This window comes from Haloechinothrix salitolerans, assembly GCF_042662605.1.
In the GTDB taxonomy this organism is placed as follows: Bacteria; Actinomycetota; Actinomycetes; order Mycobacteriales; family Pseudonocardiaceae; genus Haloechinothrix_A; species Haloechinothrix_A salitolerans.
Map to the genome: position 1 here is coordinate 427,949 of NZ_JBHSXX010000001.1, position 14,089 is coordinate 442,037.

Consider the following 14,089-nt stretch of genomic DNA (forward strand, 5'->3'; position numbering starts at 1 on the left):
CGCGCTCGCCCTGGCGGCGCTGGTCGCGGTACCCGCGGTCCCGGTGGCGCTGGTCGTTGGGCTGGCTGCTGGGGTCGGTAGGGGGGAGACCCCCGGTGCGGCGCGTTCTCGTGCACCGAGCCTCCCATCATGGTGTCAAGCGGCCGTGATCCCCGCTGGCGTGCCAGGGCGATGAGGGACGTGTTGTATCCCGCCCTCGTTGCGTGCCGTTATCGTACGGATACAGCGTGATGGAGGGAACACTGTTGGGCGATTAGTGCGGCGCTGCGTAGATAATCTCGGGCGAAATGTGCGCACGTCCGAGAAGAACTGCTCCGGATGGAGTAAGCTAATCGGGCGATGTCATTGCGTTCTGTTGCCGGAAATGGCGGAGTCGCTAACGTCCTCAGCGGCAGTTGTCATCAAGCCCCGCGATTCGGATCGCGCCACTTCTACGGTAGGCGACGACATTCCTTCCGGCGCGTTTGGCGGCGTAGAGCAAGTCGTCGGCGCGGCGCAGCTGCCATTCCGCGTCGCGCTGCGGCAATTCCCAACCTGGCCGGTGTGTGAGGCCCGCGCTGATGGTGACGACGAGGCCCGGCACGATGCTCGACCAGTTGTGCTCGGCGACGCGCACTCGCGCGCGCTCCAGCGTCGTGACGGCGAACCACGGGTTCGCCTCCGGCAGCACGAGCACGAACTCCTCACCGCCGTAGCGCGCGCAGAACGCCCCGGCGGGCAGATCAGCTTGCAGCAACGCGACGACCTGCTGCAGCACCCTGTCCCCGACGACATGTCCGTGGGTGTCATTGACCTGCTTGAAGTGGTCGAGATCGATGAGCGCGACGGCGATGCCTTCGCCGTCGCGACGTTGTTCCGCGAGGAGCTTGTCCAGCTTCTGATCCAGGTAGCGGCGGTTGTATGACGCGGTGAGCGCGTCCCGCAGGCTCGCGTCGACGGCTTCCGCGTGCGCCCGCTTCAACTCGTCGACCTGCCGCTGGTACTGCTCGGGAATGAGCGGCGTGACGTGCTGGCTGTCGCGTGCGAGCCGCAGTGCCTCGGTCAGGTGCGAGTACGCGAGCTGCCACCTGCCTTGTGTGGCGAATGCCTGCGCGATGGACTCGTGAATATCGACAAGTTCTGTGGTGTCGCGCGGGCCGTTGACGAGGTCGACGTCGATTGGTTGGGAACGTGTGGACGCGCCGGTCTCGCTGGGGCGCCAGCTCGGATGCGTGTCCAATCGATTCGTCACGTTCTGCTCCAGTCAGTGCGTGCCATATCTCGCGCGCCCGTTACCCCGGGAGGGATTGGTTTGCCGCGCTGCCGTGCACGGGTCGGCCTCCGCGATCGCCGCCCTCGGTGGCTGGCCGATCCATTGCCACCGTGTGCCACGACTTTGTTGTCGTCGGGTAGGACCGACGTCTTGAGCTAACGGGACGACCGGTGAGGGAATATCACTCGATTGGAGGGCAACCTTTGTGGGAGTTGTGAACACGCCAGCCTGAATTTCATACCTAGGCCTTGAATTCTGGCTTGTACCGGCGTGTCGGCTGGTCTAGCCGCCGCTGTGCATCATGTCCGCACCGGCCGGAACGCACGGATCGTCCGGGTCGTCCAGCCAACCGTGCGGCAGGGTGACCTTGCCGGGCGAACCCTGCCTACCCCTCGGCCCGGTCGCCGCCGCGGGGAACGGCGCGTCGTGGTCGAGTCGCTCGATCAGCTCGTCGAGGACGTCGAGGCTGGTGATCATGGCGAACTCGCGGCGCAACTCGGAGCCGACAGGGAAGCCCATGAAGTACCACGCCATATGTTTGCGCAGGTCACGCATGGCTTTGTCGTGGCCGTCGTGCTCGACGAGCAGTTCGGCGTGCCGCCGCAGCACCCGCGCCACCTCGCCGAGGTTCGGACCCTCCGGCACCGGCCTCCCAGCGAAGGCGGCCTCCAACTCCCCGAACAGCCACGGCCGGCCAAGGCAGCCGCGCCCGACGACGACGCCGTCGCATCCGGTCTCGGCGACCATGCGCAGCGCGTCGTCCGCGGTGAAGATGTCGCCGTTGCCCAGCACGGGAATCGACGTCACGGCCTCCTTCAGCCGTGCGACGTGCGACCAGTCGGCCTGGCCGGAGTAGCGCTGTGCTGCGGTGCGCGCGTGCAGTGCGACGGACGCCGCGCCCTCGGCCTCGGCGATACGGCCAGCGTCGAGGTAGGTGTGGTGCTCGTCGTCGATGCCGACGCGGAACTTGACGGTGAACGGCGCGCCGTACGGCTCGGCCGCCTCGACCGACGCCTTGACGATGTCGCCGAACAGCTTGCGCTTGTACGGCAGCGCCGCGCCGCCGCCCTTCCGCGTGACCTTCGCGACCGGGCAGCCGAAGTTGGCGTCGATGTGGTCGGCGAGTCCCTCACCGAGGATGATCTTGATGGCCTCGCGCATGGTGTTCGGATCGACGCCGTAGAGCTGCATCGACCGCGGGTACTCTCCCGGCGCGAAGCTCATCATGTGCATCGTGCCCGGGTGTCGCTCCACAACGGCGCGTGCGGTGATCATCTCGCACACGTACAGGCCGGCGCCGTAGGACTGGCAGAGTTGCCGGAACGCGCGGTTGGTGATCCCGGCCATCGGTGCGAGCACGACTGGCGGGTCGACTTCGAAGGGGCCGATCCGTAGCGATGACGTCGTAACAGGCACGCCCTCCAGGCTAACGGTCGTGACCCCGATGGCGTACACGGTGGTGCTCCTACCTGCGGTGAACCATTCGCCGCGAAAAAGTTCGAGGAAAGTTCGGCGGCGATGTCGAAGCGGAGCCGCCTGCTCCGACGTTCCGGTTGAAAGCACGGAGCGAGCCACGGTGGCTCGCCGCGACGGATACGAAGGAGCAGAACAATGGGCCGCTACATGCTGATCGTCAAGGCAACCGCCGACTCCGAGCAGGGCGTCATGCCCAGCGAGCGGGAACTGGCAGACATGGGCGCGTACAACGAGAAGATGGTCAACGCTGGGGTGCTTGTCAGCGGCGAGGGCCTGCACCCGAGCTCTAGCGCCGCCCGGGTGACCTTCTCGGGCGGCACGGCAGCCGTCACCGAGGGGCCATTCGGCGACCCTCGAACTCTGGTCGCGGGCTTCTGGGTGCTTGAGGTGGCCTCGCGAGAAGAGGCTGTTTCGTGGGCGCGTGGCATTCCGTTCGTCGACGGCGAGGTGGAGGTGCGCAAGATCTTCGAGGCCGACGACTTCGGCGAGGAGTTCACGCCGGAGCTCCGGGAGCAGGAGGAGCGGCTGCGCGAGCGCGTCGCTGTGCGGCACGGCGGCTGAACCGGTCCACGCCACCCGCGAAGTGCGACTGTTACTGGGGGTAGTCGCACTTCGCGGGTCACCTCTGCCTGGCTTACCGTCGAACCATGGCGCTCGGGGTGTGTTTGCTGTTCGACGGGAAATCACAGCGGTCGATCAGGAACCTCTGGGACCGCATCGAGTCCGAAGGCGTGCCGACGTTGCGCTCCCACACGCACGGCCAGCACCATCCGCACCTGAGCTACGTGGTGTTACTGCACTGGGATGCTGACGCCGTGCGCACCGCCGTCGACGAAGTACCCGGCTATGAGCCCTTCGATCTCACGTTTGACGCGCTCGGCTCTTTCCGTCGAGGGCGGGTGTGCCTGGTACCCGCCGTGCCCGACGGGCTGGTCGCGCGGCAGCATCGTGTGGTTGAGGCGGTGCGGCGCACCGGCGCCGTCGTACACAAGCACTACGAGATCGACCGCTGGCTGCCGCACTTGTCGCTGGCGAACCGGGCGCGGTTGGACGCGTTGCCCGCGGTCGCCGCCGCGATCTACGACGTCCTGCCGCTGACCGTGAGGGTGAACCGTGCGGCGTTGATCGACAGTGCGACTGGGCGGGTATGGCCGCTGGCGGTGCTGCCGTGAACGGCGTTTTGCCGCGTTGCTTGGGAGGTATTCGCCACCATGCCGGACGCTGACCATCACCACCACTATCACGAGCCGGAGCACCAACGGCTGACCCGCAACGTCGCCGAGCTGCTCGGTGAGTTGCGCGTCGCGCAAGCCGGGGTGCAGATCCTGTTTGGCTTCCTCCTCGCCGTCGTGTTCACTCAGACGTTCAAGGAGATCGGGACGTTCGAGAAGTCGTTGCACCTGGTCGCGGTCGTGCTCGCCGTGTTGTCAACGGCGCTGCTGAGCGCACCCGCCGCATGGCACCGTGTGCTGTTCCGCGCCGGACGTCGGCGCGAGATCTTGCGCAGGGGGAATCGTCTGGTGTTGATGGGCCTCGGTTGTCTCGCATGCGCGGTGATGGTGACCGTCGCGCTGATCGGCAAGGTCGTGTTCGGGACCGTGGCGATGATCTTGCTGGCGGTTGGCGCCGCGCTCGCGTTCACGTATCTGTGGTTCGTCGCGCCATGGCGGTTGCGGCGGTAGCGGTGGCGGTTGCGTGGGTGCGATGCTGTTGTCCGGCGCGCCAGCCGCGCGACATCACTCGGGCGCTTCGAGTCGGAACCCGACCTTCATCCCCACCTGAAAATGCCCGACGTCGCCGTCGACGATGTGGCCTCTGATCTCGGTGACCTCGAACCAGTCGAGTTCACGCAACGTTTGCGACGCGCGGCGGATGCCGCCTCGAATAGCGTCGTCCAAGCTCTCACTGGACGAGCCGACGATCTCGCTGACGCGGTAGGTGTGATCTGCCATGGCGGATGTCCTCCTCGGTGATCTTCTGGTTGTCGGGTGATCGCGGGTCCGGTCGCGATGGCGCGGTGGGCGTCGTGGTGCCGCGACGGCCTCGCGGAGGCCGTGTTCGCTGTACGGCGTGGCGCCATTGTCCGTCGTGAGTGGCGCAGCGCGCAGCGTGAGCAGGCGAGCGCTGTGCCGTGCGGCGGCTAGACGGGCGGTGGTTAGAAGGGTGGGTCGTCGCCGGGTGGCGTGGGTGGGCTGCCTTATGCCGTTGGTCACGAACGATGCCCCGTCAACCACGCGAAACCCACAATCCCGACGCGGATTGACCTGCATGAACGAACTCACACTTGCGCTCCCATGGCTACTCGCCAGTAAGGTGGCCGTCCATGGAGACGTCAGAGCGAGAAGTGGCGCGCAGGGTCCGGTTCACCGACGTCATTCGGTCGTTGCCGAAGCTCGCGCCGGACATGCCGAAGATGGCCCGGGGCGCGCTCGGCCTCGCGACGATGCGCTCGGGCAGCAAGGCGTCGCTCGGTCGCGTCTTCCAGGACGCCGCCGCCAAGCACCCGGAACGGCCCTTCTTGCGGTTCGGCGAGTCCGAGATCACCTACGGCGAGGCGAACGCTCGGGTGAACCGGTACGCGGACGTCTTCGCTCAGCATGGCGTCGGCCAGGGGTCGGTCGTCGGTGTGTTGGCGTCGAACCGGCCGGAGACGATGCTGGTCGCGCTCGCCGCCGTCAAGCTGGGCGCGGTCGCTGGCATGCTCAACTACAACCAGCGCGGCGACGTCCTCAACCACAGCCAGAAACTGCTGGACAGCACGGTCTTCGTGGTCGGGGCGGAGTGCCGGGAAGCTCTCGACTCGCTGCCGAGCGGTGAGATCAACGGCAAGGTCATCGGGCTCGCCAAGCAGGCTGACCGGTTGTCAGGGCACCAGGACCTCGACGAGCTCGCCGCCGACGCCAGCGAGGCGAACCCGCCGCGGTGCGCGGAGATCACCGCCAACCAGACGGCGTTCTACATCTTCACCTCGGGCACCACCGGCATGCCGAAGGCCAGCGCCATGTCTCACCTGCGCTGGCTGAAGAGCATGACCGGCCTCGGTGGCCTCGGCGTGCGACTGCGCACTGACGACACCCTGTACTGCTGTCTGCCGCTCTACCACAACAACGCGCTGACGGTCTCGCTCTCGTCGGTGCTCGCGGCGGGCGCGACGCTGGCGCTCGGCAAGTCGTTCTCGGCGTCGCGGTTCTGGGACGACGTCGTGCTCACCCGCTCCACCGCGTTCTGCTACATCGGTGAGCTGTGCCGCTACCTGCTGAACCAGCCGGTGCGCGAGGCCGAAAAGCAACACCAGGTGCGCGTCGTCGTCGGCAACGGGCTGCGACCGGAGCTGTGGGGCGAGTTCACCGAGCGGTTCGGCATCGAGCGGATCGCGGAGTTCTATGGTGCGAGCGAGTGCAACGTCGCGTTCGTCAACGCGCTCAACATCGACCGCACCGCGGGCGTGTGCCCGCTGCCGTTCGCGATCGTCGAGTACGACCCCGCCACCGAGCAGCCGGTGCGCGACGCTAAGGGCAAGCTGCGCAAGGTCCGTACCGGCGACGTCGGGCTGCTGGTCACGAAGGTGACGAACCGTGCACCGTTCGACGGCTACACCGACCCGGACGCCACCGAGCGCAAGCTGCTCAGAGACGCCTTCAGGTCCGGCGACTGCTGGTTCAACACCGGCGACCTGGTGCGCAAGCAGGGCTTCAACCACGTCGCGTTCGCCGACCGGCTCGGCGACACGTTCCGCTGGAAGGGCGAGAACGTCGCGACCACCGAGGTTGAGGCGGCTGTCGCGGAGCACCCTGACGTGGAGCAGGCCGTCGTCTATGGCGTAGAGGTGGCCGGTACCGACGGCAAGGCGGGCATGGCCGCGATCAAGCTCGCGGACGGCGCGCGGTTCGATGGCGCGTCGTTGGCCAAGCACCTGCTCGATCACCTGCCCAGCTACGCGGTGCCGCTGTTCGTGCGGCTCATCGACGAGGTGGAGCAGACGTCGACGTTCAAGAGCCGCAAGGTCGACCTGCGCGACCAGGGCTACGACACCAGCGAGGTGAGCGACCCGCTCTATGTGCTCGCCGGGCCGGGCGAGGGCTACGTACCGTTTTACGAGGAGTACCCGGCACAGGTCGCTGGTGGCGAGGTGCGGGTCTAGCGCCACTCCACGACCAACCGTCCGTCGTGCCAGTTCACGGGCGTGCCGAGTTCCCGGCACGCGGACGTGAAGCGGCTGCGCAGCCACCGGACGTCGAGGCCACGCGCTAGCCGGGTGTAAGCCGGTTCCAGTGTCAGCGGGCACGCCTCAAGGCGCACCGGGCCGTCAGCGTCGACGTCGACAAGGAACAACAGGCTGAGGTCATTGCGCAGTACCGGGTCGACCACGTAGTCGTCGATGAAGTCGCCGAGGTCATAGAGCACGCGGTTGGCGACGCCGTGCACCACGTGCGCGGAGTGCCCCGCGATGAGCGTGGCACCCGCGTCCACGAGCGTGCGGGCGGCGCGGCGCACGTGGCGGATGGGTGATGACGTCATGTTCGGACCCCAGTGCGGCGTGACCAGCACGATGTCGTTCGCGGCGGCGAGCGAGCGGACCCGGTCCGTGAGCCAGTCGGTGACGCCCGTCCAGAGGTCGGCGTAGGCGGTGCCTGGCCGGTCCACCCCCGCGGCGAAGTCGCTTGGGTGATCGGCCACGCCGAGCACTCCGACCCGCTGGCCATGGGCGTGCAGCACCGTCCCGGCGCGCGCCGCCTCGGCGTCAGGACCAGCGCCTACCCACTGGATACCCGCCTGTTCGAGGTGCGTGATGGTGTCGGTGAGCGCCTTGACGCCGTAATCGAGCGCGTGGTTGTTGGCCAGCGTCACGCAGTCAACGCCGAGCCAGGTCAACGTCTCAACGGCCCGGGGTGGCGCGCGGAAGTGGAACGGCTTGCGACCGGGATCCCACCGCGCGCCGCGCTGGGATACGCAGCACTCCAGGTTGAGCACGACGAGGTCCGCTTCGGCCATGATCGTCCTGACCTCGGGCGCGAACAGTCCGGGCGGCCCGACCTCGTGCAGCCGCTCGGCTACCCCTCTGCCAAGCATGGTGTCGCCCGCGAGCGCGAGCCGAACCGGCCGCACGGTGCCTCCTTCCCTCGAGCAGGCCCCGACCCCAGTGTCACGAACAATCACCAGGCACGCACGACGAGTGAAATCCGCAGCACGGGGGGCTGCTGCTGATTCTTATGAATGCGTACTTGTGCTCCATTTGTGTGAGTTGCGTGACATAGGACACACGATCAACGACTGTTTCGTGGGGGAGTCGACGTCGACGGCGGGAGCGCGACCCTCCTGCCGCGGGAGGAGGAAGCAGATGAAACGCAGGACTCTCGTCGCGATAGCCGCCGCCGCGCTGGTCGTCAGTTCCACCAGTGCCGTCAGCTACGCGTCGGATGATCACCCCGATCTGGGGCTCGGTGGCACCGTCGACGACGGCCACGAGGGCCACACGCACTACGAGGACGGAGCGCGCGATCCGAGTGCACCGCTCGCGGAGTACGACGGTGGCGGCGTCGTTAGCGATGGACCGTCGGGCAAGAAGATCAAGAACCTCGCGCTGCGCGGCAGGGGCAAGCGGCTCGACGCGGGCGCGACGACCGACGTCTGGACCCACGAGGGCTACTCCTACACCGGCACGTTCAACAGCCCGTGTGGCGGTGAGGAGGGCGCCGGCGTCTGGGTCTGGAACGTCCAGAACCCGAACGACCCGTCGTTCGTCGGCGTGATCGACTCCCCCGTCGGCAGCCGCTCCAACGACGTCAAGGTGGACACCCTCAACTCCGGCGCGATCCTGGCGCACTCCAACGAGTCCTGCGCTGGTGGGCCGGGCGGCATCGAGCTCTACGAGGTCAGCGACCCCGCCAACCCGGTGCATCTGTCGTCGATCAGGGCCGACGAGCTCAACCCGATCTCGAATGACCTCTTCGGCGGCATCAGCGACGTCGGCGTGCACAACATCTGGCTTTTTACGCAGGGCAGCAAGGACTACGTGTCCATCATGGCGAGTCGGCGTTCGACAACTTCCGCACCTACGACATCACCGACCCCACCGACCCACAGCTCGTCAGCGCGTGGGGCGCGGAGGAGGTCTTCGACCCGGGTGTCGGCGACGAGACCGAGGACGTCGGCCGGGTGTTGGACGCGGCGTTGTGGCTGCTCGACGGCTACGGCGACTCCAGGAACCGTTTCCTGCACGACATCACGTTCGACGAAGCGGGCACTGTCGCGTATTTGTCGAACTGGGACGCTGGGCTGATCCGGCTTGACATGACCGACCCGGCGAACCCGCAGCTCGTCTCGGTCGCGCTCGACGTGGAGAACGGCTCGCTCGACGGCGAGGTCAACAGCCACGCGGCATGGCCGAGCGACGACGGTTCCATCGTCGTCGAGACCGAGGAGGACTTCGACGCGTGGGGCGTGCGCCCGCCGACGAACCTCACCTTCAGTGAGGGCGATCCGCCCACGCCACTGCCGGGCACCGCGGCCTCCACCGCCGCCGGTGACGAGTTCGAGGGCAGCCAGACCGGCAACGACGTCACCGTCGACGCGGACAGCATCACGGTGAACTCCGGCCCGCTGGCAGGCACGACCTTCCCTGCGTCTGAGTTGGCAGGTGATCAGCCGAAGTTCGCCGACGTCGGCCCGGTGACCGGCGAGGCGGTGTGGATCGGCAGGGCCTGCGACGGTGACGCCATCCTCAACGCGGGTGCCATTGACGAGGGTGACATCGCGTTCATCAGGCGTGGCGCGTGCACGTTCCGTGAGAAGAACTTCAACGCGGCCGACGCGGGTGCGGCAGCCGTCGTGATCACCAACAACGTGCCCGGCTCGCCGTGGGGCGGCGTGCGGATCTGGGACTACTCGGACCCGGCCAACCCCGAGCTGGCGTCGACTTTCGACACCGCGTGCAGCGCGGCGGGCGAGCCGATCCCCGGCTGCGACAAGTTCGGCACGTACTCGGTGCACAACGTCGTCGTCGAGAACACCGATGACGGCCGAGTGAAGGCTTACATCTCCTGGTACTGGGACGGCATGCTGGTGCTCGACGTCACCGACCCCGCCAACCCCGTCGAGGTGGCGCGCTACTTCGACAACTCGGCGGAGTTCCTAGCGAGCAACGGCGGTGAGCCCCACGACTTCTGGGGCGTGCACAAGGAGGACGACAAGCCCTGGATCTACGGCTCCGACCGTAATGGCGGCCTGTACGTGTTCAAGGAGCAGGGCAAGGGAAGTGGTAAGTGACTCGCGAGGTCGCGACTAACCAGGCCTGACGCGGACGGCGGCGGGTGAGTGGTGGGGCAGAACCACTCACCCGCCGCCGCCCTGTGCCGCGGGGCACGGCATATCGGAAGTCAGCTGGTGACGGTGACTGTCCCCGTCATCCTCGGGTGGTAGAAGCAGACGTACGGGTACTTGCCCGGTTTGTCGAAGGTGCGCTTGTAGGTGTCGCCTTTCGCCATGTCGCCGGACTTCGTGCCGTCGTCGAAGTCGACCGTGTGGGTGGACTGGTCGAGCTGCGTCCACACCACGGTGGTGCCGACGGGCACGGTGATGTTGCCCGGCTGGTAGGTGAAGTCGACGATCCGCACCTTCTTGGTGCCCGCCGACGGCTTCGACGCCGGTTTCTCGGTGGTCTGTTGCGTCGTGGTGGTCTCCTGCGTCGTGGTGGTCGGCGGCGCGGTTGTGGTTGTGGTCGTTTCGGTGGCGGGTGCCGCCTGATCGGTACCGTCATCGGCCTGCTCCGACATGCCGCAGGCGGACAACGCGATGGCCGCTGCGACGAGGGAAATCGCGATGCGCATGGCTCACTCCTCGGGTGACGTCACCGCTGGCGCAGTGACGCGAAGACGATGATGTTGTCGCGGTAGCTGTCACGGTTCCGGTTGAACTCGCCGCCGCAGGTGATCAGGCGCAGCTCCGGTTTCGCCGTCGGCAGCCACACCTTCTCGGTGGGGAACTTCTTCTTGGCGTGCTGTTCGACGCGGTCCACGACGAACACCAGTTTCTCGCCGCCCTTGGCGGTCACGGTGATCTTGTCGCCCGGGGACATCTCACGCAGCCGGTAGAAGACGTCGGGGCCGGTCTTGCTGTCGACGTGGCCGAGGATCGCGGCCGGTCCCGGCTCGCCGGGTGCGGCGCCGTTGGCGAACCAGCTCATGTCACCGAACTCGGGCACTTCCAGCGTACGGTCCTTATTCAGCCCGGTCTGGGTGAGCTTCCCGCTGACGCCGATGGCGGGGATGTTGATGGCGACCGGCTCCGGCACGGAGTCCGGGGTCCGGACGGCGCGGTACGACTTGACCGCGTCGAGGTTGGGGGCCGCCGCCGCGGCGGTGCCCGCGGCGCTGTCGCCGCCTGCTCGCTGGTCGGCGGGGTTCGCCTCACCGGCGCAGCCCGCGAGCAGGAGTAGGAGTCCGATGATCGGGGCGAGGATGCGATGCCCACGCTTCATGAGTCGCTCCTTGGGTGGAGGGTGGGACCCAGCCGTAGGGGCCAGGTCCCACCCAGTCGGTTCACACCGCGTGGTGCGCGGCAGTGATGCTCACGGGAGGCTCACTTGGCGGTGCCGCCAGCGCCGGTCTCGACGCCACCGGCCGGCATCTCGTCACCCATGAACGCCACGATGCCCGCCGAGAGTGCCTTGGCGGTGTCGTACATGTGGTTGTAGGCCTCGTCCGCCGTGGCGAACGCACCCTCGAAGTCACCGTCGTTGAACTGCTTGACCTGCGAGGTCAGCTGGTTGACGTGCATCTGCAGGCCGTCGGCGACGACGTCGGCTGGGATGCTGCCGTCGGACGCGGTGTCCAGGAAGTTCGAGAAGTCCTGCCGGTACTGCTCGAGCCGCTTCAGGGCGTCGTCCTGCTTCTGCTGGTCGCCCTCGGCGAGGCCAACGGTGTACTGGACGAAGAAGTCGATGTGGTCGGCCCACATCTTCATGAAGGCCTGGCCGCCTTCCTCACCGAACACGCTGGAGATCGCGGCGGTCAGGTCTTTGGTGTTCTCGTTCAGCGCGCCCGCGATGGCTTCGAAGTCATCCTGGCCGGACACGCCCGCGCGCATGGCCTGCATGGCGATCGCGGCGTGCTCACCGAGCAGTTGACCCAGGCTGGAGCGCAGGTCGATGGCCTGGCCCTCGACCGAGCCATCGAAACCATCCTGAGTGGACACGATGGCGTTGGCGAGGCCCTTGGCGGTGGCGAACATGTGGGCGTAGGCCTCACGGGTGGTGCTCGCCGCCTTCTTGTAGTCCTCGTCGTGGTAGGCCTCGACCTGGCCGATCAGCTGGTCGACGTGGGACTGCAGCAGGTCGGCGACGGCGTTCTGCGGCAGTTCGCCCTCGGTCGCGCCCTCAAGGAACGCGCCGAAGTCTTTGCGGTACTGGTCGAGGCGTTTCTTGGCCTGGTTCTGCTTCTGCTGGTCGCCCTCGGCGAGGCCGACGGTGTAGTCAACGAAGAAGCCGATGTGGTTGGTCCACAGCTCGTTGAACTTCTCGGCGCCCTCGTCGCCGTAGACGAGCCGGATCGACTCGGTCAGGTCGTCGGTGTTCTTACCGAGCGCGCCAGCGGCGGCGTCAAAGTGATCCTGGCCCGCGACGCCGGCACGCATAGCCTCGATCGCGAGGAGGGCGTGCTGGCCGAGCTGACGCTCAAGGGTGATGCGCAGTTCCTCGGCGGTCACCTCGGCCTGTTGCGCGTTGACGACGTTGTTCACGCCACCGGTTTCGGTCGTGTTCTGTGTCGCCACCGCGCCCCCGCACGCGGTGACGAGCAGGCCCGCCGCGACGGACACCGCGGCGATCCTGGTTCGTGATAGCAGAGACATGGCTAAACCCTTCGTGGTCGGTTGTGTAGCCAGCACGAGTGATTCGGACCATCGGATGTTCCGGATTGGCCGGTCTTGCGATGTTTCTCCCGCGGCTGTGGTGGTCCGGTCGCGCGATGCGATCCACGCAGGTGAGTGGGGATACTGTGCAAGGCGGTAACGGAGAGGAGTCTTGCGATGACCGACGCGAGTTCCGGGGACGCGGGTGTCGCGTTCGTGCTGTCCGGTGGCGGCAGCCTCGGCGCGATCCAGGTGGGCATGCTGCAGGCGCTCTACGAGCGCGACATCGTGCCCGATCTCGTCGCGGCGGCATCGGCGGGAGCGCTAAACGGGGCGTTCCTCGCTTCCCGGCCCGAGACATCGGCCACCGCTGACCGGCTCGCCGAGGTGTGGTCCGGATTGGAGACCAACGACGTCTTCCCGTTTAACCCCTTGACGGCGTTGCTCGGCGCGCTCGGCTGCAAGGACCACGTCGTCTCGTCGAGCAAACTCCGCGAGCTGATCGAGGAATGGATCGAGTTGGACGACCTCGGCGACGCGCGGATCCCACTGCACGTGATCGCGACCGACCTACTCAGCGGCGCAGAACTGCGGTTGTCTGAAGGGCCGGTGACCAGTGCCGTGCTCGCCAGCGCGGCGCTGCCCGGTGTGTTTCCGCCGGTGCGTAGGGGACGTTGGGTGCTTGTCGACGGTGGCATCACGAACAACACACCGCTTTCGCACGCCATCGCACTTGGCGCGCACAAGGTCTACGTACTGCCCACCGGTTACACCTGCACGTTGGAGAAGCCGCCGCGTGGTGCACTCGGTGTCGCGTTGCAGTCGTTGAACGTGCTGATCCAGCAGCGGCTGGTGCTCGACATTCAGCGCGTGCCAGAGTCGGTCGAGCTGGTGGTGCTGCCGCCACTGTGCCCGCTGGACGTCGTCCCGGTGGATCTGTCGCGCGGTGAGGAGCTGATCCGTCGCAGCCGGGAGCAGTCCCGACATTTCCTGGACAACCTGCCGGATGAGCGGCATGTGGTGCCCGAGCTCATGCGACGGGTGGTCCATCCGCACGCTGATGCGGGCCGAGGGTAGGGGCCAGGCGGCTCGGCGCTGGGCCGTCTCCCGCGCCAGGGCCGCCCGGCTCGGGCTGCCCGAGCTAGGCGCTCGGACAGCCGTGATCAGGCCGCGTGCGCGCTGCGGCGTACCAGGTCGGCCCGCTCCTGTTCGGTCATACCGCCGAAGATGCCGTAGTTCAGGCCGTTGTCCAGCGCGAACTGGAGACACCGCTCACGTACGGGGCACGTAGCGCAGATGCTCTTGGCCTTCTCGGCCTGCCTCGCACCCGGCCCCATGTCGGTGACCGGGAAGAACAGTTCAGGGTCTTCGTCACGGCAGGCGGCGCGATGCCGCCAGTCCATTCCGTCTCGCCTCACCTCGCGCCACCTCCTTCGTTTCGACGTCTGGCTTCGCTGGGCATGCGGGATCACGGGATCCTCGCGCCTGGTGAGAGTCTGATTAGCCAGTTATGCG

Annotated in this window: 15 protein-coding genes; 7 read left to right on the plus strand and 8 right to left on the minus strand. The window is 67.2% G+C overall.

Annotated features, from left to right (window positions below; all coding sequences use genetic code 11):
- Positions 1–385: 385 nt before the first annotated feature.
- Positions 386–1,231: a GGDEF domain-containing protein gene (locus ACFQGD_RS02010; protein ID WP_345402588.1), complete on the minus strand. Its 846-nt coding sequence runs from the start codon at positions 1,229–1,231 to the stop codon at positions 386–388.
- Positions 1,232–1,534: 303 nt separating this feature from the next.
- Positions 1,535–2,677 (minus strand): tRNA dihydrouridine synthase DusB, encoded by a 1,143-nt coding sequence (gene dusB, locus ACFQGD_RS02015; RefSeq protein ID WP_390183355.1) that lies wholly within the window; start codon positions 2,675–2,677, stop codon positions 1,535–1,537.
- Positions 2,678–2,863: 186 nt separating this feature from the next.
- Between dusB and ACFQGD_RS02020 the strand changes: the two genes are divergently transcribed.
- The 3 genes from ACFQGD_RS02020 (at position 2,864) to ACFQGD_RS02030 (ending at position 4,410) form a co-directional block, all read left to right on the plus strand.
- Complete coding sequence (locus ACFQGD_RS02020; protein WP_345402582.1) at positions 2,864–3,289, plus strand: YciI family protein; 426 nt, start codon at positions 2,864–2,866, stop codon at positions 3,287–3,289.
- Positions 3,290–3,375: 86 nt separating this feature from the next.
- The gene (locus tag ACFQGD_RS02025) at positions 3,376–3,900 is read left to right on the plus strand and encodes a 2'-5' RNA ligase family protein (RefSeq protein ID WP_345402579.1); all 525 of its coding nucleotides are present in this window, start codon (positions 3,376–3,378) and stop codon (positions 3,898–3,900) included.
- 39 nt (positions 3,901–3,939) lie between these two features.
- The gene (locus ACFQGD_RS02030; RefSeq protein WP_345402576.1) at positions 3,940–4,410 is read left to right on the plus strand and encodes a DUF6328 family protein; all 471 of its coding nucleotides are present in this window, start codon (positions 3,940–3,942) and stop codon (positions 4,408–4,410) included.
- Positions 4,411–4,464: 54 nt separating this feature from the next.
- Here ACFQGD_RS02030 and ACFQGD_RS02035 read toward each other — a convergent pair whose 3' ends face one another.
- Entirely contained in the window at positions 4,465–4,680 is a 216-nt protein-coding gene (locus ACFQGD_RS02035) for a dodecin (protein ID WP_345402573.1), read from the minus strand.
- Positions 4,681–5,051: 371 nt separating this feature from the next.
- Between ACFQGD_RS02035 and ACFQGD_RS02040 the strand changes: the two genes are divergently transcribed.
- Positions 5,052–6,869 (plus strand): long-chain-acyl-CoA synthetase, encoded by a 1,818-nt coding sequence (locus ACFQGD_RS02040; protein ID WP_345402570.1) that lies wholly within the window; start codon positions 5,052–5,054, stop codon positions 6,867–6,869.
- Here ACFQGD_RS02040 and ACFQGD_RS02045 read toward each other — a convergent pair.
- Positions 6,866–7,834: a CapA family protein gene (locus tag ACFQGD_RS02045; protein ID WP_345402567.1), complete on the minus strand. Its 969-nt coding sequence runs from the start codon at positions 7,832–7,834 to the stop codon at positions 6,866–6,868. The genes ACFQGD_RS02040 and ACFQGD_RS02045 overlap by 4 nt on opposite strands.
- A 232-nt stretch (positions 7,835–8,066) precedes the next feature.
- On the opposite strand from ACFQGD_RS02045, the gene ACFQGD_RS02050 reads away from it, so the two are divergent.
- Together ACFQGD_RS02050 and ACFQGD_RS02055 are read left to right on the plus strand one after the other, a co-directional pair.
- Positions 8,067–9,008 (plus strand): LVIVD repeat-containing protein, encoded by a 942-nt coding sequence (locus ACFQGD_RS02050; RefSeq protein ID WP_345402564.1) that lies wholly within the window; start codon positions 8,067–8,069, stop codon positions 9,006–9,008.
- 11 nt (positions 9,009–9,019) lie between these two features.
- Positions 9,020–9,994, plus strand: a complete 975-nt coding sequence (locus ACFQGD_RS02055; RefSeq protein ID WP_345402754.1) for a PA domain-containing protein — start codon at positions 9,020–9,022, stop codon at positions 9,992–9,994.
- 110 nt (positions 9,995–10,104) lie between these two features.
- Here the strand turns inward: ACFQGD_RS02055 and ACFQGD_RS02060 are convergent, their stop codons facing one another.
- The 3 genes from ACFQGD_RS02060 to ACFQGD_RS02070 all read right to left on the minus strand — a co-directional run bounded on the left by ACFQGD_RS02060 (position 10,105) and on the right by ACFQGD_RS02070 (position 12,574).
- Positions 10,105–10,554 (minus strand): cupredoxin domain-containing protein, encoded by a 450-nt coding sequence (locus ACFQGD_RS02060; RefSeq protein WP_345402561.1) that lies wholly within the window; start codon positions 10,552–10,554, stop codon positions 10,105–10,107.
- A 20-nt stretch (positions 10,555–10,574) separates the two neighbouring features.
- Entirely contained in the window at positions 10,575–11,204 is a 630-nt protein-coding gene (locus ACFQGD_RS02065; RefSeq protein WP_345402558.1) for a class F sortase, read from the minus strand.
- Between the two features lie 101 nt (positions 11,205–11,305).
- A complete protein-coding gene (locus tag ACFQGD_RS02070; RefSeq protein WP_345402555.1) occupies positions 11,306–12,574 on the minus strand; it encodes a hypothetical protein in 1,269 nt (422 codons plus the stop codon).
- 177 nt (positions 12,575–12,751) lie between these two features.
- Between ACFQGD_RS02070 and ACFQGD_RS02075 the strand changes: the two genes are divergently transcribed.
- Positions 12,752–13,651 carry a patatin-like phospholipase family protein gene (locus tag ACFQGD_RS02075; RefSeq protein ID WP_345402552.1) on the plus strand — a complete coding sequence of 300 codons (900 nt, stop codon included), beginning with the start codon at positions 12,752–12,754 and terminating at the stop codon, positions 13,649–13,651.
- 86 nt (positions 13,652–13,737) lie between these two features.
- On the opposite strand, the gene ACFQGD_RS02080 is transcribed toward ACFQGD_RS02075, so the two are convergent.
- Entirely contained in the window at positions 13,738–13,977 is a 240-nt protein-coding gene (locus ACFQGD_RS02080; protein WP_345402751.1) for a WhiB family transcriptional regulator, read from the minus strand.
- Positions 13,978–14,089: the final 112 nt, after the last annotated feature.